This is a genomic window from Pseudomonas sp. GL-R-26, assembly GCF_019947365.1.
Taxonomy (GTDB): domain Bacteria; phylum Pseudomonadota; class Gammaproteobacteria; order Pseudomonadales; family Pseudomonadaceae; genus Aquipseudomonas.
Genome location: NZ_JAGYGI010000036.1, coordinates 1 through 16803, shown reverse-complemented (window position 1 = coordinate 16803; position 16803 = coordinate 1). Strand labels below are relative to the sequence as shown.

The following is a 16803-nucleotide window of genomic DNA, read 5'->3' as shown; positions in this document are numbered from 1 at the left end:
ACCATGAGCGAAAAAGTCCTGGTTGCCGGCGTCGGCATGATCCCGTTCCGCAAGCCCAGCGAAAGCCCGACCTATGTGCAGATGGGCTCCGAAGCGATACGCCTGGCCCTGGCTGATGCGGGCATCGACTACAAACTGGTGCAAGAAGCCTATGCCGGTTATGTCTACGGCGACTCCACCTGCGGCCAGACCGTGCTGTACGAAGTGGGCATGACCGGGATTCCGGTGGTCAACGTCAACAACAACTGCTCCACCGGTTCCACCGCGCTGTTCCTGGCGCGCAAGGCCATCGAGTCCGGTTCGGCCGATTGCGTATTGGCGGTGGGGTTCGAGCAGATGCAGGCCGGCGCATTGAAATCCCACTGGGACGACCGCCCACCAACCCGCGAGCGCTTCCTGCCGATCCTGTGCGGTCTCACCGCCGATATGGATGGCATGCCCCAGGCCATCCGTACCTTCGGTGGTGCCGGGCGCGAGTACATGCACAAATACGGCACCAAAATGGAAACCTTCGCCGCCGTGCGCGCCAAGGCCAGCCGTCATGCCGCCAACAACCCACTCGCATTGTTTCGCAAGGTGCTCAGCGTCGAAGACGTGATGAACGACCCGGTGATTCTGCCAGGCGTCATGACCCGCCTGATGGCCTGCCCGCCAACCTGCGGTGGTGCCGCGGCGATCCTGGTGTCCGAGCGTTTTGCGAAAAAGCATGGCCTGCGTCGCGACGTGGAAATCGTCGCCCAGGCGATGACCACCGACACCCCGGAATCCTTCAACTTCGAAAAGCCGTCGCTGCTCGATTGGGTCGGCACCCACATGACCCACGCCGCCGTGGGCCAGGTCTACGAGAAGGCCGGCGTCGGCCCACAGGACATCGATGTGTGCGAGCTGCATGACTGCTTCGCCCAGAACGAAGTGATCTGCTACGAATCCCTGGGTTTCTGCCCCGAGGGCGGGGCCGAGAAGTTCGTCATGGACGGCGACAACACCTACGGCGGACAGATCGTCATCAACCCGTCCGGCGGCCTGCTTTCCAAGGGCCATCCCTTGGGCGCGACCGGTCTGGCGCAGTGCTACGAGCTGACCCGACAATTGCGCGGCAACGCCGATCAGCGTCAGGTCGACGGTGCACGTCTGGCCATGGCCCATAACCTCGGGCTGGGCGGTGCATGCGTGGTGACGCTGTACGGCAAAGTCAGTGGAGGTGCCCAGTGAGCAGCTTGCTCGACGCCTTTCGCCTGACCGCGCTACCGCCACACGCCGAGGCCTTTCGTGCCGAGGTCAAAGGATTTCTGGCCGAGCATCTGCCGAGCGTCCCGGCGGATGTGCGGGCCCGCAGCTGGACCGGTTTCGACGCCGGTTTCAGTCGCCAACTGGCGCAACGTGGCTGGGTCGGCCTGACCTTGCCGGCCGCTTATGGCGGTGCCGGGCTGGATGCATTCAGTCGCTTCGTGCTGGTCGAGGAACTGCTGTCGGCCGGTGCTCCGGTGGCGGCGCACTGGATCGCCGACCGCCAGAGCGGGCCGTTGATCCTGAAATTCGGCAACGACGCGCAGAAGGATTTTTTCCTGCCGCGCATCTGCGCCGGCAAGGCGTTTTTCTGCATCGGCATGAGCGAACCGAACTCGGGGTCGGACCTGGCCAGCGTGCGCAGCCGCGCTACCCGCTGCCCTGAAGGCTGGCGCCTGAGCGGTCGCAAGATCTGGACCACCAATGCCCATCACGCCGACTACATGATCGCTCTGGTGCGCACCAGCGGTTCGCCCGAGGACCGTCACAACGGGCTGTCGCAATTCATCATCGACCTCAGGCAGCCAGGCATCAGCGTGCGTCCCATTGTCGACCTGGCCGGCGACGAGCATTTCTCCGAAGTGGCCTTCGACGACGTCTTGCTTGGTGAGGACGCGTTGGTGGGCGAGGAGGGCAGCGGCTGGAAGCAGGTGAATGCCGAACTCGCGTTCGAGCGCAGCGGGCCGGAACGTTTCTACTCCAGCGTGGTGTTGCTCGATCTGTGGGCCGACACCTTGCGCCGTCACGGCGCCACTGCACAGGAATCCGCGTTGCTCGGCAGTTTCCTCACGCAGTTGACCTGCCTGCGCAATCTCTCGCTGGCGCTGACGGCGTTGCTCGCCCGGGGCGAAAGCCCGGTGGTGGAAGCTGCACTGGTCAAGGACATCGGCACTGAATTCGAACAGGCGATCCCATCAGCGATTGCCTCGGCGATCAGTGCCCATCCGGATGTACCCGTCGATGAGGAGCTGTACCGCACGGTCGCCTACCTGAACCAGGTCGCGCCGACTTTCTCGTTGCGCGGCGGCACCCGGGAAATCCTGCGCGGCATGATCGCCCGCGGCCTCGGCCTGCGCTGATGCACCTCGAATAGGAAAAACTTCATGTTCACTGAAGCCATTGAAAAGATCCTCAGCGACTTTTGCACGCCGGCACTGGTCCGTGCTGTGGAAGGCGGAGACAGCGCCGCAACGCTGTGGAGTGCCCTGGAAGACAGCGGCTTTCTGGAATTGCTGACGCCAGAAGTCGCTGGTGGAGCGGGACTTGCGCTGAATGCACTGCTGCCGGTTTTTGTCGCCTTCGGTCGCTGCGCGCTGCCGGTCCCGGCGGCGCAAAGCATTGCCGCCCGCGCTCTGCTGCGTGACGGTCCGATCACGCCTCCTACCGGAATGTTGACCCTGGCCGGCACAGCCTGTCGCCAGCCCGATGGCCTGTTGTGTGTGCCGCGTGTGGCGTTTGGTTTGTTGGCTGATTTCGCCCTGGTCAACCTGGAAGGCGAGTTGCTGCTGCTCGATTGCAGCCTCGCCCGGCGCGAGTCCACGGGCGTTCACGGCAGTCAATGCGCCACCTTGTACTGGCCGCAGGATTCACTCGGCAGCGCAATCGGCCATAACGGCGAAGAAGTTCGGGTGTTCAACGCCGCCATTCACGCCGCCACCATCGCCGGGGCCATGGAGCAGGTTCTCGCCATGACGCTGGAGTACTGCAACGACCGGGTGCAGTTCGGCAAGGCCATCGGCAAATTCCAGGCCGTGCAGCATCAACTCAGCGTGATGGCCGAGCAAGTGGCCGCCGCGCGCATCGCCGCTGAACTGGCGTTTGCCGGCGATTTGCAGGTGCCGGACCTGATGGCGACGGCCATTGCCAAAGCGCGGACCAGCATGGCCGTGCCTCAAGTCACTGCCATCGCCCACGCACTGTTCGGCGCCATCGGCGTGACCGAAGAACTGGACTTGCAACTGTTCACCCGGCGCCTGCACGAGTGGCGCATCAGCGACGGCTCGGAAACCTGGTGGAACGGTATCGTCGGCCAGGCCTTTCTCGAACAACCGGATACCTGCGCCAGCCATTTCGTGCGTCACGTCGCCCTGTCCCCATCGGCCTGAGGATCATTCATGAGCGCGTTTTTGAAATACGAACAGGAAGGTCATGTCGTCACCCTGACGATGAATGACCCCGAGCGACGCAACCCGCTGACCGGCAACAGCGCCGTGCCGGAATTCCTCGAAGCCATTGAGCGAATCGAACGCGACAGCAGTGTGCGTGCAGTGATCATCACCGGCGCCGGCACGGCGTTCTGCTCCGGTGGCAACGTGCGCGACATGGATCGCTACGCGCAGATGTCGGGCATGCAATTGCGTCAGGAATATCGCACCGGCATTCAGCGCTTGCCCTTGGCATTGTTCAATCTGGAAGTACCGGTGATTGCCGCAGTCAACGGCGCGGCCATTGGCGCGGGGCTGGATCTGGCGTGCATGTGCGACATCCGCGTGGCGTCGGAGCACGCGAAGTTTGCCGAGAGTTTCGTCAAGCTGGGGATCATTCCTGGCGACGGCGGTGCCTGGTTGTTGCCACGCATCATCGGTTTGTCCCGCGCTACCGAACTGACCCTGACCGGGCAAATGATCGACGCTCGCCAGGCCGAGCAATGGAACCTGGTGTCCCGGGTTGTTCCCGCCGAGCAGTTGCTGGATGCGGCGCGGGACATCGCCGCGTCGATTGCCGCCAACCCGCCTCACGCCGTGCGCCTGGCCAAGCGTTTGTTGCGCGAGGCCTTGCACACCCGACTCGACACGCTGCTGGAAATGTCGGCGACGTTCCAGGTGCTGTCGCACCAGACCGCCGATCACCGCGAAGCCGTGGCGGCGTTTATCGACAAGCGAACACCGACTTTTACCGGGTGAGTGTCACCGAGCGTAACGCACGGTGAGCGTTGTTCAAACCGGGTTGTTACGCGGCACAAAACCCCATCAATAACGCTGTTTCAAATCACCCGTTCGGGTGTGAGACCCCCAACGGAGCGCCGCTAGCATGGGCGCTCCAACACTTAATCCTTAACCGGAGAAACCGCATGACAACAAAAACAATGCGCGGAGTCTTCCAGCCGAGTCTGCTGGCCGTCGCTGTGATGGTTGCCACTTGCGCGAGCAATCAGGCTCACGCTGTGGCTTTCAATATCGGGGAAATTCAGGGCAGTTTCGATTCGTCGCTGTCGATTGGCGCGAGCTGGTCGGCAGCTGATCCAGACAAGCAATTCATCTCCAACTTCAACTCCCAGGGTGTCACCGGCGGCAAGTCTGCGTCCCGGACCACCGACGACAACCGCCTGAACTTCAAGAAGGGTGAAACCTTCTCGAAGATCTTCAAGGGCGTGCATGACCTGGAGCTCAAGTACGGCGACAGCGGCGCCTTCGTGCGCGGCAAATACTGGTACGACTTCGAGCTGATGGACGAGAGCCGTCCGTTCTATGACATCGACGACTCGGGGCGTGACCGTGCGGCCAAGTCGTCCGGCGCGATGTTCCTCGACAGCTTCGTCTACCACAACTACTCGATTGGCGATCAGGTCGGCAACGTGCGCCTGGGCAAGCAAGTGGTGAGCTGGGGCGAGAGTACCTTCATCGGCAACTCGATCAACAGCATCAACCCGATTGACGTCGCCGCGCTGCGTCGTCCCGGTGCCGAAGTGAAGGAGGGCCTGATCCCGGTCAACCTGCTCTATGTGTCCCAGGGCCTGGCCGACAACATCACCGCCGAAGGGTTTTACCAGCTGCAATGGGACAAGTCGGTGGTCGACAACTGCGGCACGTTCTTCGGCAATGACGGCGTGCCGCAAGGCTGTGATGACCGCCTGGTGATCGCCGGTCTCGACCTGCCACCGGGTGTCGCGAAGAACACTGGCGGTTTGGCTGCCATTGCTGCCGGCACCGACGACGCGTTCATCCCGCGCCTGAAGGACAACGATGCCCGCGACGGTGGCCAGTATGGCCTGGCGCTGCGCTGGTATGTGCCGGAAGCCAACGACACCGAGTTCGGTGCCTACGCGATGAATTACCACAGCCGCAACCCGTTCCTGAGCATCACTCAGATGAGCAACCCGGCCGGTGGCGTGACCTCGGCGCGCAGTGCGCGTTACTTCATCGATTATCCGGAAGACATTCGTCTGTATGGCTTGAGCTTCCAGACCAACGTCGCCGGCGTATCGCTCGGTGGCGAACTCAGCTACCGGCCAAACATGCCGCTGCAGCTGAACACCGCTGACCTGTTGTCCGCCGCGACCTTCGGCGCGACGTCACCGCTGATCACCACCGGTTTCGCAGGACGCACTCTGGGGGCCGAGGTCAACGGCTACAAGCGCATGCCGGTGACCCAGGCGCAGGTGACTGCCACGCAGTTCTTCGATCAGGTCTTCGGCGCCAGTCGCCTGACCCTGGTGGGCGAGGTGGGTTACAACAAGATCAACGGCCTGGGCAAGGCGGACGGTACGGACTTGCGCTTCGGTCGCAGTCCGGCCTTCGGTTCCGGCGAACTGCCGGGCGCAGCGGGAGCGGCCACTTGCCGTGGGACCGCAGCGGGCCTGCCCAACGCCAGCAACCCGGCGCAGGAGTGCAACAACGATGGCTTCTACACCAGCAGCAGCTGGGGTTATCGCCTGCGCGGCAAGCTCGATTACCCGAACGTGATCGCCGGTATCAACCTGTCGCCGAACCTTGCCTGGTCTCACGACGTGCAGGGTTTCGGCCCGAACTTCGATGAAGGCTCCAAGGCCGTGAGCCTCGGTGTCGACGCCGACTACCAGAACACCTACACCGCCAGCCTGAGTTACACCAACTACTTCGGTGGCGATTTCAACACCAACGTCGACCGCGACTACGCCGCGCTGAGCTTCGGCGTGAATTTCTGATGCAACCCTGCCAGAGGAAACTGAACATGAACGCACGTTTAATTCTGCGCGCTGGCGCACTGAGTCTGTCGTTGCTGGCCAGCGGTGTGATGGCCGCGGTTTCTCCGCAGGAGGCGTCGCAACTGGGGACTACGCTGACGCCGTTGGGGGCGCAGAAAGAGGGCAATGCCAACGGCAGCATTCCGGCCTGGACCGGGGGCCTCAAGCCCGGTGCGGCGGCACTCGACAATGGTTTTCTCGGCGATCCGTTTGCCGGTGAAAAACCGCAGTTCGTGATCACGGCAGCCAACGTCGACCAGTACAAGGACAAGCTGACCCCAGGCCAGCTGGCGATGTTCAAGCGCTATCCGGACAGCTACAAGATCCCGGTGTACAAGACCCAGCGCACCGCGGCGTCACCGCAGAACGTCTATGACATCGCGAAAAAGAGCGCGGTGACCACCGAGCTGACGCCCGATGGCAACGGCCTGGTGAACTTCACCCAGACCCGTTACTACCCGTTCCCGATCCCGAAGAACGGCGTGGAGATCTATTGGAACCACACCAACCGTTATCGCGGTGGCAACATGGAACGTATAGCGGCCCAGGCGGCTCCGCAAACCAACGGCTCTTACTCCATCGTTGAATACGAAGACAAGCTGGCCTTCCCGCAATTGATGGAAGGTGTCGATGCCGGGCAGGCCGATAACGTCCTGTACTACTACAAACAGGAAATCACCGCGCCGTCGCGCATGGCCGGCAGCGTGATCCTGATCCACGAGACCATCGACCAGGTCAAGGAACCGCGCCTGGCGTGGGTCTACAACGCCGGTCAGCGTCGCGTACGGCGAGCACCGCAAGTGGCTTACGATGGCCCGGGCAACGGTTCCGACGGCATGCGCACCGCCGACAACACCGACATGATGAACGGTGCTCCGGATCGTTATGACTGGAAGCTGGTGGGCAAACAGGAGCTGTACATCCCGTACAACAACTACAAATTGCAGTCGCCGAAGGTCAAGTACGACGACATCATCAAGCCGGGGCATATCAACCAAGACCTGACGCGCTATGAACTGCACCGCGTCTGGCACGTGCAGGCCACGCTCAAGCCCGGTCAGCGTCACGTGTATGCCAAGCGTGACATGTACTTCGACGAGGACACCTGGCAACTGGCCGAGGTCGATCACTACGACGGTCGTGGCCAGCTGTGGCGGGTGGCGGAAGGTTATGCGATCAACGATTACGAGCGTGGCGCGCCGAACTTCGCGATGCTTGGCATCTACGACCTGATCGCCGGCCGCTACAACGTGCTGGCCATGACCAACCAGTCCAGGCATGCCACCACCTATGGCTTGACCGCGAAGATGACCGACTTCACCCCGGCTGCGCTGCGCAACGACGGCATTCGCTGACCGTTCGCCCCCGCCGCAAGCAACGCCCTGTTCGCAGGGCGTTATGCATGGCGAGCCTTGCACCCACCTGATGCGGGTGGCGCGCAAACCGGTGTCCGGCTCAATGATGGAGTCCACTTCCCATCAGCGAGGTCCGCCATGTTTGTGCCACGGCCGCATCTGATCGATGCACTTGAGGGCAAGCAGTGCCGCTTGCAACTGCTTTGCGCGCCTGCCGGATATGGCAAGACGTCATTGTTGCAGCAGTATTTGCAAGGCATTGCGCCGCCGGGGCAAGTGGTCTGGATGTCTTTGGGCGCACAGCCGCAGACGCTGGAGCACTTCATTTCAGGACTGGCGGGTGAATTGGGGCTGGCGGCTGATACTGCGCCGGATGCGGTATTGGCGTTTCTCGATTCAAGAGCTGTGGTGCCTGAGCTATTGCTATCGCGAGCAGGCTCGCCCCTACAGGGGAACGCGGTTAACTGTAGGAGCGAGCCTGCTCGCGATGAGGCCCTTGAGGTAGCCCCAATCCACCTGGTATTCGACGATCTTCCCGTCGATATGCCCGCAGACCTGAACCACTGGTTCGACCAACTCCTGTCCCTCAAAACACCACGACTGCAAGTGTTGGTCACCTGCCGCCAGCGCCCAGACTGGAATCTGCCGCGCTTGATGCTGACCGGCCAGTTGCAGGAGCTGGGCGCCGGGCAACTGGCCCTGCGCCCCGATGAGTTCGAATCGCTGATCGATGCCCTGGCGCCACACACCGATGCACCGGCCAGAGAAAAACTCTGGCATGAGACAGGCGGGTGGTGCGCCGGTATTCGCCTGTCGCTTTCTCTGGAGCAGGCACGGTCCTCACCCTTGCTCGGCCAATACCTTGAGCGCGAACTGTTGTCGCGGCTGAGCCAGGAACAGCGCGAGGTCCTGTGTGGGCTCGCGCATTTGTCCCGATTCAGCGCGGACTTCTGCGAGCAGTTATGGGAAGGCCAGCAGGGTGGTCGGGTATTTCACAGCCTGCTGGACTGCCGGGCATTTCTGTTCCCGGTCGAGCAACAGCCCGGTTGGTATCGCCTGCTGCCCGCCGTGGCACAGGCCCTGCAAAACCAGTTGAGCGCAGCACCGTTGAATCGGTTGCGCCTGCGGGCCTGTCAGTTGCTCAGCGTGCTGGGGCATGTCGATGAGGCGGTGGAGCAGGCGTTGTGCGCTGATCAGCCGGAGGTGGCTGCCAATTACATGGAGCGCTTGTGGCTGAGCTGGATCCTCGGCGAACGTCATCTGAGCAAGCTGATGGACTGGCGTGAGCGTATCGAACCGCAGTTGCTGCACAGCAGCCCGCGCCTGATCTATCTGTGCGCCAAGGCCTTGCTGTTCAGCGGGCGACTGGACGAAGCCGCCGAGTGCCTGGCGCGGCTCGGGCATTTTCTGCCGTTGCCCGATGCCCGGCGCAATCAGCGTCTGCTGGCGAACTGGCAGGCGCTGTACGGCACCTTGCAGGCATTGCGCGGCCATGCCGATTCGGCGCGCCTGCATTGTCGGGCGGCCCTTGACGAGCTGACGGCGGAGGATTGGCTGTCGGTGTTGTTGTGTCATTGCATCCTGGCGCGGATCGCGATGGAGGGCGGCGACTTTGTCGAGGCCCAGTCGCTGCTGGATCACTCACTGGAACTGGCCCGGCGCCAGGGCAGTCATGAGTCGGAAGTGTTGGTCAACGTCGACCGGGCGCGCCTGCTGATGCTTCAGGGGCAATGGGGGCAGGCGCAATCGCTGGTGCGAAGCGAGCTCAACCGACTGACCGTGAAGGGCGCGCAACCTTACCCGTTGCTCGGGCGGCTGCTGTTCATGCAAGGCGAGTTGCTGTTGCAACAGGGCCACACCCACGAAGCCGAAGTGGTGGTGCAGGCAGGGCTGTTGCAGGTCCGCGACTGCTGCGCCCCCTTTGTGCTCAACGCCTACCTGCTGTTGTCGGAAATCGCTTCGCGCAGCCATGACCCGGAAAAGGCCCGCTGGCATTTGCACGAAGCCGAGCGGCGCATGCATTGGGGCAAGATCCACGCGGCGTGTTACCAAGGGCCGATCGCACGGCAGAACGCCCGGATCGCTGCCCGCGAGCAACCGGCCAACGACGACAAGGTTTCGCCGGTTCGCCTGACCGGCGTGGCGGATTACCAGGATGACCTGACGCCCCGCGAGGTCTCGGTGCTCAAGTTGCTGGCCGAAGGCATGTCGGTACGGGAGGTGGGCAGCCGCTTGTTCATCTCGGAAAATACCGTGAAAACCCACGCCAAGAACATCAACGTCAAGCTCGGCGCGTGCCGTCGCACCCAGGCCATCAACAGCGCCAAGGCCATGGGCATCCTCGCTTGAATCCATCGACGTGACGCCACCCACCTGATCCGGGTGGCGGCGTCGCGCCAGCGATGATCAACCATGCAGCCAGACCCTGTGCATTGCAGCCCGACCGTGGCCGCGTCCTGACAAAAACAAGAGAGGTAGTGATGAGCGCCATCGAGAGTTCGACGAGCTGTGACATCCGCACGATCCTGGAAAAACAACGCGCGGCCTTTCAGGCCCGCGAACCCTATACCCTTGAAGAGCGCTGCGAGTTGCTCGACCGGGCGATCGGTTTGCTGGTCAATCATGAGCAGGAAATCATCGAGGCCCTGAGCGCCGATTTCGGCCATCGCAGCCCCGGTTTCTCCAAGGGCAGTGAAGTGCTGTCGCCACTGGCGACGCTCAAGCAGACCAAAGCCGAACTGGCGCAATGGATGCGCCCGGAACAGCGCCAGGCCCGGGCCGGTGAAGCCTGGGTGCAATACCAGCCCCTGGGGGTCGTGGGCATCGTCACGGCCTGGAACGTGCCTGGCTACATGGTGTTCAGCGGGCTTGCCGGCGCGTTGGCAGCGGGCAACCGGGTGATGATCAAACCGTCGGAATTCAATCCGCATACCTCTGAGTTGATCGCTCGGTTGATCCGCTCTGTGTACGCCGAAGATGAGGTAGCGGTGGTTCTGGGCGGTGCGCAGGTCGGCCAGGCGTTCTGTGGCCAGCCGTTCGACCATCTGCTGTTCACCGGCGCCACCAGCATCGGCAAACATGTGTTGCGGGCGGCGGCGGAGAACCTGGTGCCGGTGACCCTGGAGCTGGGTGGCAAGTCGCCGACGATCATCTCGCGTTCGGCGGACTTCAACGATGCGGTGGCCAAGGTCGTGATCGGCAAGCTGCTCAACGCCGGCCAATTGTGCGTGGCACCGGACTACGTGTTTGTCCCGCAAGAGTCGGTGGACGCCTTCATCGGCGTGGCGAAAGCCGTAGTGGCGAAGTTCTTCCCGACGCTCAGGGACAACCCCGACTACACCTCGATCATCAACGCCCGGCATTTCGAGCGCTTGCAGGATTACCTGAGCGAGGCCCGCGCCGCCGGTGTCGAGCTGATCGAACTGAATGCCGGTGCTGAAGATTTCAGCCAATCGACACTGAACAAGATCGTGCCGACGTTGCTGCGCAACCCCGGTGACGATTTGCAGGTGATGCAGGACGAAATCTTCGGCCCGCTGCTGCCGATCAAACCCTACGAAACCATCAGCGAGGTCATCGCCCAGATCAACGCGCGGCCGCGTCCGCTGGCCTTGTACTACTTCGGTAACGATGCCGCCGAAGAGGCCCAGGTACTCAGCCGCACCTGTTCCGGTGGCGTGACCCTCAACGGCGTGATGAGCCACGCCAGCACCGAAGGTTTGCCATTCGGCGGCGTCGGCCAGAGCGGCATGGGTGCCTACCACGGCATCGACGGTTTCCGCACTTTCAGCCACGCCAAGGCCGTCTTGCGTACAGCGGCCAACCCGGTCTGAACCCCACATCATTGTTGAGAGAACTGCCATGAAAGCTGCCGTATTCCATCAGGTTGGAGCCCCGCTGGTCATCGAAGAGGTGGGCATCAGCAAACCGGGTCCGCGCGAAGTGTTGATCCGCACTAAAGCGGTGGGTGTGTGCCACTCGGACCTGCACGTCATCGACGGCTCGTTTCCCTATCCCGGCCCGATGGTGTTGGGTCATGAAGCTGCCGGTGTGGTCGAGCAGGTCGGCTCCGAAGTGCGTTCGGTCAAGCCCGGCGATCATGTGGTCACCTGCCTGACGGTGTTCTGTGGCCACTGCGATCACTGCGTGACCGGCCATCTGGCGCGCTGCGTGTCGCCGGAAACCAAACGTGGCAAGGACGAAGAACCACGCCTGACCTACGTACACAAACCGATGCCGCAATTCGTCAATCTGTCCGGGTTCGCCGAGCAGATGCTGGTGCACGAAAACGCCTGCGTGGCGATCCGCCGCGACATGCCTCTGGACCGCGCCGCCTTGCTCGGTTGCGCGGTCACCACCGGCACCGGCGCGGTGTTCAACACCGCCAAGGTGCGGCCGGGCGAGACCGTGGCCGTGATCGGTTGCGGCGGTATCGGCCTGGCCGCGATCAACGGTGCGGCGCTGGCCGGGGCAGGGCGGATCATCGCCATCGACATGCTCGACTCGAAACTGGAGCTGGCCAGGCAGTTCGGCGCCACCGATGTGATCAACGGTCGCGATGGCGATGCCGCCAAGCAGGTGATGGAGCTGACCCGTGGCGGTGTGCACCACGCGTTCGAATGCATCGGCCTCAAGCAAACCGCCGAGCAGGCGTTCGCCATGTTGGCCCGTGGCGGTACCGCCACGGTGATCGGCATGCTCAAGCCGGGCCTGAAGATCGAACTCGACCCGCTGCAATTGCTCCACGAACGGCGCATTCAGGGTTCGCTGATGGGCTCCAACCGCTTCCCGGTCGACATGCCGCGCCTGGTGGATTTTTACATGTCCGGCAAGCTCAAGCTCGACGAGATGATTTCCCAGCGCATCCGCCTGGACCAGATCAACGAGGCGTTCGATGAACTGCGTCGCGGTGAGCTGGCGCGCTCGGTGATCGTTTTCGAATAAACACCGCAGTTCCCCTGTGGGAGCGGGTAAGCCCCAATGCTTTTGGAGTGGATGGATGGACATTGAATTTTCCCCACAGGAACAGGCCTTTCGCCGGGAAGTCCGGGCCTTCTTGCGCGACAATTTGCCTGGCGAACTGTCCGAGCGGATTTCGTTGGGCAAACGCCTGAGCAAAACGCATCAGGTGCAATGGATGCAGATCCTCGACCGGCAAGGCTGGCTCGCGCCGGGGTGGCCGGTCGAGTTCGGCGGTACCGGCTGGAGTGCCGTGCAAAAGCATATTTTCGACGAGGAATGCTTTGCCGCGGGCGCACCGAAGGTGGTGTCGTTCGGCCTGAAAATGGTCGCGCCAGTGATCATCAAGTTCGGCACCGCCGAGCAGAAAGCACATTTCCTTCCCCGGATTCTTTCCTGTGAGGACTGGTGGTGCCAGGGCTACTCCGAGCCGGGTGCCGGTTCTGATTTGTCGTCGTTGAAAACCCGCGCAGTGCGCGAGGGCGATCACTACGTGGTCAACGGCCAGAAAACCTGGACCACCTTGGCGCACTTTGCCGACTGGATGTTCTGCCTGGTGCGCACCGACCCCGAGGCCCGTCAGCAACGGGGCATTTCGTTCCTGCTGATCGATATGAAAACCCCGGGCATCACGGTGCGGCCGATCATCACCCTCGACGGCGAGCATGAAGTCAACGAGGTGTTCTTCGACAACGTGCGGGTGCCGGTGGCGAATCTGGTGGGGCAAGAGAATGAGGGCTGGACCTGCGCCAAGTACTTGCTGACCCACGAGCGCACCAGCATCGGCGGGATCGCGCAGAACAAGGCATTGCTCACCCGGCTCAAGCGCATTGCCAGCCAGGAAGTCCGTGACGGTCGGCCGCTGATCGAAGATCCGTTGTTCCGCGCGCAGATCGCCGAAGTCGACATGCAATTGATGGCGGCCGAAATGAGCAACCTGCGCACGTTGGCGGCGACACAAAACGGCGATGTACCCGGTGCCGAAAGCTCGTTCCTGAAGATCAAGGGCACCGAGATCCGGCAGGCCATCACCTACCTGATCAGCAAGGCCGTGGGTCCCTATGCATTGCCGTTCATTGAAGATGAACTGGGTTATGGCAGCGAACCGTTGCTCTACACCGACTACAGCAGCGCGGCCACCTACCAGTACCTGGATGCGCGCAAGGCCTCGATCTATGGCGGCGCCAATGAAATCCAGAAGAACATCATCGCGAAAATGATCCTCGAACTCTAAGGCGCCACGACCATGGATTTCAAACTGACAGAAGAGCAGCTGATGCTGCAGGAAACCGCCGCGCGCCTGGTGCGTGACGTTTACGGTTTTGAGCATCGCGAGCAATACCGCCGGAGCAGGCAGGGTTTCAGTGGCCCGTTCATGCAGCAACTGGGTGAACTCGGACTGTGCGCCGTGCCCTTTGCCGAAGCCTATGGCGGCTATGGTGGCAGCGGAGTGGAGAACATGCTGATCATGACCGAACTGGGCCGGGGGCTGTGCCTGGAGCCTTACCTGCACTCGGTGATTTTCGCCGGCGGCCTGGTCGAGCAGTTGGGCTGCGCAGCCCAGAAAGACACGCTGTTGCCGCAAGTCGGCAGCGCCAGCCTGCAACTGGCCGTGGCCCTCGATGAGCCGCAGAGTCACTACCAGTTGCACGACGTTCAGACCATCGCCGAGCCAGTCAGCGGCGGCTGGAAACTTAGTGGCCGCAAGTCGGTGATTATCGGTGGCCAGAGCGCCGGGCTGATTCTGGTGTCGGCGCGCACCAGCGGCGGTGTTCGGGACGAGAAGGGCATCACTCTGTTCCTGGTCGACCCGCAAGACAACGGCGTCAGTCGACGCTCCTTCGACACCCTGGATGGGCGAATGGCCTGCGAGCTGTACCTTGAGGACGTGTTCGTCAAAAGCACTGCGGTACTCGGTGAAGTGGGGCAGGCCTTGCCAGCGCTGCGTTATCAGCAAGGCCGCTGCATCGCCGCGCAATGCGCTGAGGCTGTCGGCAGCATGGAAGCGGCGTGCGCGTTGACCCTCGATTACCTGAAAACGCGCCAGCAGTTCGGTCAGCCCATCGGCAAGTTCCAGGTGCTGCAACACCGCATGGTGGATATGCGCATCGAGCTGGACCAGGCCACTTCGATGACCCTGCTCGCCGCCTGCGTGGCGGATCAGGCCGACAGTGACGAGCGCAGCCGCGTCCTGGCAGCTGCCAAGTTCATCGTCAGCCGCGCCAGCCGTTTTGTCGCGGACCAAAGCATCCAGTTGCACGGCGGTATCGGCCTGACCTGGGAATACATGCTGTCGCACCATGCCAAGCATCTGCTGATGGTGGCGCGCCAGTTCGGCGATGACGATCACCACTTGCAGGTTTACGCGAAGTTGATGCCGGTGGCGTGAGGCGCGGGGCGGTGGCGCTGGCTATCGCTGCCTGACGTCCTCGAACGAACCTGTGCGCACCTCGCCGCTGCGGGTGTAGCGGGCGATCAGTACCCCTCCGGGTGAGCTGATCGAATTCACCAGGGTGAAGGCCGATGCTTGTGCGTTGTCGTCGAACAGGCGCTTGCCGCGCCCCAGCAGGATGGGATGAATCATCAGCCGCAACTCGTCCACCAGGCCGGCGGCAAGCAGTTGGCGCACCAGGTCACCGCTGCCTTGGGTCAGTAGCTGAGGACCGTCCTGGCGTTTGAGCGCGCCGATCGCATCGACCAGGTTGCCCTCCAGCGCATGACTGTTGTGCCAGGCCAGTGAGTCGGCGCGATGGGTGGCCACGTGCTTGGGGGCGGCGTTGAACAGGTCAGCGATGGTGTGATGGGTTGCGTCGGCCTGAATGTGCGGCCAATAGGCGGCGAAGATGTCGTAGGTACGACGCCCCAGCAGCAGCTCGAATGGCTGTGAGAACAGGTCCTGTACGGCCTGGCCGGTGGTTTTGTCGGCGTAGGGCACTATCCAGCCACCGAAGCGGAATCCGCCACTGGAATCCTCCTCAGGCCCGCCGGGCGCTTGCATGACACCATCCAGACTCACGAATGCAGCAACGGTCAATGTGCGCATGCTGATCTCCTGATTGATCCTGGTTTAAGCGTTATCCGCCACAGGAATGACCGACTTCATGTTCGATGAAAGTCGTATGGCGGCTGGTTCTGACAAATGGTAGGTAGTTTTTGTCTTGAAAACGCAATTGCTAATTTGTATCATTTGCTTTCAATTCAGCGAAGCAGGGAACGCAGCGCCAAAACAATAATAAGGTCAAGGCAATGCTCAAAATGCTTCTCGTGTACGGTCATCTGCTCGCTACGTGTATTGCCTTGGGGAGGGTGTTGCAGGCGGATCACAAGCTTTGGAGTTGGCGCAAGGAAATACTGGACCAGGCGAGGCTTGAATACCTCGATGAAACCCAGAAGATTGTCAGCCTTGCGCTGCTGGCCCTTTGGGCAAGCGGACTGTTGCTGGTGCTTCAGGGTTATCTCAATGAAGGCGACGTGTATCTGCTCAATCAGAAACTCTGGGCCAAGGTGACGGTCGTCGCGCTGCTGAGCCTCAACGGTGCACTATTGCATCGAATCGGCTTCCCGCTGCTGCAAAAGGCTCCATTCGTCGCACTGCGCAGTGCAGGCCGCACGCGGCTCGCCTTGTTGGGGGCGCTTTCCATGAGCGGTTGGCTATTCGCCGCTTTCCTGGGGGTGGCTCGAGCATGGAATCACGTGTTGCCTTACCTGCATGTGATGGGCGCATTCGCCGGATTCTCGTTACTGGCCTGTTGCGTGGCACTGGCAGTCGCCGGCAGGGCGGGCAGTGTCGGTGAGCAAAAAAACTCGGTACCGGGTTAGCGATCGACAGACCGTGTTTCGTACCTGTAAACCTCTGGTTTAAAACGTAAAGTACCGCCGCCCATGCCACTCCCGCATGGGCAATCCCCCCTCATCCCCATCTGTGTCCCCAGGCCGTCGGTCGGCTTTCTGCTGCGCGGGTTGACCCAGCGCCAGAAAGGGCTAACTTCTGTGTGTGGGAAAAAATCCCACGCGTAAGAATTCAAAAGAAGATGTAGGTTTGACGGTTTGCTCCCATGCCGCTCCCGGATCGCAACGCGTATGGCGTTGACACTGCTCGCGGTAAATCACCAGGAGAATGCACGATGAACAATTACCTGCTTTTCAAGAGAGGATTGCTGGCGCTGGCAATTGGCGGTGTCCTTTCGGCTTCCATCGTTCTGGTACCAGATTCCATTTCCCATGACTCCAGTGCCTATGCCAAGGATGGTGGTGGTGGTG

13 protein-coding genes are annotated in these 16803 nt (G+C 62.0%); 12 read left to right on the top strand and 1 reads right to left on the bottom strand.

Annotation, left to right across the window (positions count from 1 at the left end):
* The first annotated feature begins 3 nt into the window (after window positions 1–3).
* From KGA96_RS26005 to KGA96_RS25955, 11 genes are all read left to right on the top strand, one after another.
* Window positions 4–1212 carry a lipid-transfer protein gene (locus KGA96_RS26005; protein WP_223515411.1) on the top strand — a complete coding sequence of 403 codons (1209 nt, stop codon included), beginning with the start codon at window positions 4–6 and terminating at the stop codon, window positions 1210–1212.
* Window positions 1209–2366 (top strand): acyl-CoA dehydrogenase family protein, encoded by a 1158-nt coding sequence (locus tag KGA96_RS26000; RefSeq protein WP_223515408.1) that lies wholly within the window; start codon window positions 1209–1211, stop codon window positions 2364–2366. Before KGA96_RS26005 ends, KGA96_RS26000 begins: the two co-directional genes overlap by 4 nt.
* A gap of 24 nt (window positions 2367–2390) precedes the next feature.
* Window positions 2391–3392 (top strand): acyl-CoA dehydrogenase family protein, encoded by a 1002-nt coding sequence (locus KGA96_RS25995; RefSeq protein WP_223515405.1) that lies wholly within the window; start codon window positions 2391–2393, stop codon window positions 3390–3392.
* A 9-nt stretch (window positions 3393–3401) separates the two neighbouring features.
* Window positions 3402–4190, top strand: a complete 789-nt coding sequence (locus tag KGA96_RS25990; protein WP_046040415.1) for a crotonase/enoyl-CoA hydratase family protein — start codon at window positions 3402–3404, stop codon at window positions 4188–4190.
* Window positions 4191–4357: 167 nt separating this feature from the next.
* Window positions 4358–6190 carry a DUF1302 domain-containing protein gene (locus tag KGA96_RS25985; RefSeq protein ID WP_046040416.1) on the top strand — a complete coding sequence of 611 codons (1833 nt, stop codon included), beginning with the start codon at window positions 4358–4360 and terminating at the stop codon, window positions 6188–6190.
* A gap of 26 nt (window positions 6191–6216) precedes the next feature.
* The gene (locus tag KGA96_RS25980; protein WP_046040417.1) at window positions 6217–7584 is read left to right on the top strand and encodes a DUF1329 domain-containing protein; all 1368 of its coding nucleotides are present in this window, start codon (window positions 6217–6219) and stop codon (window positions 7582–7584) included.
* Between the two features lie 138 nt (window positions 7585–7722).
* On the top strand, window positions 7723–9933 hold the full coding sequence (locus KGA96_RS25975; protein WP_046040419.1) for a helix-turn-helix transcriptional regulator: 2211 nt from the start codon (window positions 7723–7725) through the stop codon (window positions 9931–9933).
* 53 nt (window positions 9934–9986) lie between these two features.
* A complete protein-coding gene (locus tag KGA96_RS25970; RefSeq protein WP_223466278.1) occupies window positions 9987–11417 on the top strand; it encodes a coniferyl aldehyde dehydrogenase in 1431 nt (476 codons plus the stop codon).
* Between the two features lie 28 nt (window positions 11418–11445).
* Window positions 11446–12528, top strand: coding sequence for a Zn-dependent alcohol dehydrogenase (locus KGA96_RS25965; protein ID WP_046040422.1), 1083 nt, complete (start codon window positions 11446–11448; stop codon window positions 12526–12528).
* A gap of 55 nt (window positions 12529–12583) precedes the next feature.
* Window positions 12584–13777: an acyl-CoA dehydrogenase family protein gene (locus KGA96_RS25960; RefSeq protein ID WP_223515402.1), complete on the top strand. Its 1194-nt coding sequence runs from the start codon at window positions 12584–12586 to the stop codon at window positions 13775–13777.
* A 12-nt stretch (window positions 13778–13789) separates the two neighbouring features.
* Window positions 13790–14932, top strand: coding sequence for an acyl-CoA dehydrogenase family protein (locus KGA96_RS25955; RefSeq protein ID WP_223515399.1), 1143 nt, complete (start codon window positions 13790–13792; stop codon window positions 14930–14932).
* A gap of 21 nt (window positions 14933–14953) precedes the next feature.
* Here the strand turns inward: KGA96_RS25955 and KGA96_RS25950 are convergent, their stop codons facing one another.
* The gene (locus KGA96_RS25950) at window positions 14954–15586 is read right to left on the bottom strand and encodes a dihydrofolate reductase family protein (RefSeq protein WP_223466282.1); all 633 of its coding nucleotides are present in this window, start codon (window positions 15584–15586) and stop codon (window positions 14954–14956) included.
* 203 nt (window positions 15587–15789) lie between these two features.
* On the opposite strand from KGA96_RS25950, the gene KGA96_RS25945 reads away from it, so the two are divergent.
* The gene (locus tag KGA96_RS25945; protein ID WP_046040428.1) at window positions 15790–16362 is read left to right on the top strand and encodes a DUF2214 family protein; all 573 of its coding nucleotides are present in this window, start codon (window positions 15790–15792) and stop codon (window positions 16360–16362) included.
* Window positions 16363–16803 lie beyond the last annotated feature (441 nt).

What these genes read in the sequence shown, in the direction of transcription:
- KGA96_RS26005 (WP_223515411.1), top strand. Translation starts at nt 4, where the DNA reads ATGAGCGAAAAAGTCCTGGTTGCCGGCGTCGGCATGATCCCGTTCCGC.
- KGA96_RS25995 (WP_223515405.1), top strand. Translation starts at nt 2,391, where the DNA reads ATGTTCACTGAAGCCATTGAAAAGATCCTCAGCGACTTTTGCACGCCG.
- KGA96_RS25990 (WP_046040415.1), top strand. Translation starts at nt 3,402, where the DNA reads ATGAGCGCGTTTTTGAAATACGAACAGGAAGGTCATGTCGTCACCCTG.
- KGA96_RS25985 (WP_046040416.1), top strand. Translation starts at nt 4,358, where the DNA reads ATGACAACAAAAACAATGCGCGGAGTCTTCCAGCCGAGTCTGCTGGCC.
- KGA96_RS25980 (WP_046040417.1), top strand. Translation starts at nt 6,217, where the DNA reads ATGAACGCACGTTTAATTCTGCGCGCTGGCGCACTGAGTCTGTCGTTG.
- KGA96_RS25975 (WP_046040419.1), top strand. Translation starts at nt 7,723, where the DNA reads ATGTTTGTGCCACGGCCGCATCTGATCGATGCACTTGAGGGCAAGCAG.
- KGA96_RS25970 (WP_223466278.1), top strand. Translation starts at nt 9,987, where the DNA reads ATGATCAACCATGCAGCCAGACCCTGTGCATTGCAGCCCGACCGTGGC.
- KGA96_RS25965 (WP_046040422.1), top strand. Translation starts at nt 11,446, where the DNA reads ATGAAAGCTGCCGTATTCCATCAGGTTGGAGCCCCGCTGGTCATCGAA.
- KGA96_RS25960 (WP_223515402.1), top strand. Translation starts at nt 12,584, where the DNA reads ATGGACATTGAATTTTCCCCACAGGAACAGGCCTTTCGCCGGGAAGTC.
- KGA96_RS25955 (WP_223515399.1), top strand. Translation starts at nt 13,790, where the DNA reads ATGGATTTCAAACTGACAGAAGAGCAGCTGATGCTGCAGGAAACCGCC.
- KGA96_RS25950 (WP_223466282.1), bottom strand. Translation starts at nt 15,586, where the DNA reads ATGCGCACATTGACCGTTGCTGCATTCGTGAGTCTGGATGGTGTCATG.
- KGA96_RS25945 (WP_046040428.1), top strand. Translation starts at nt 15,790, where the DNA reads ATGCTCAAAATGCTTCTCGTGTACGGTCATCTGCTCGCTACGTGTATT.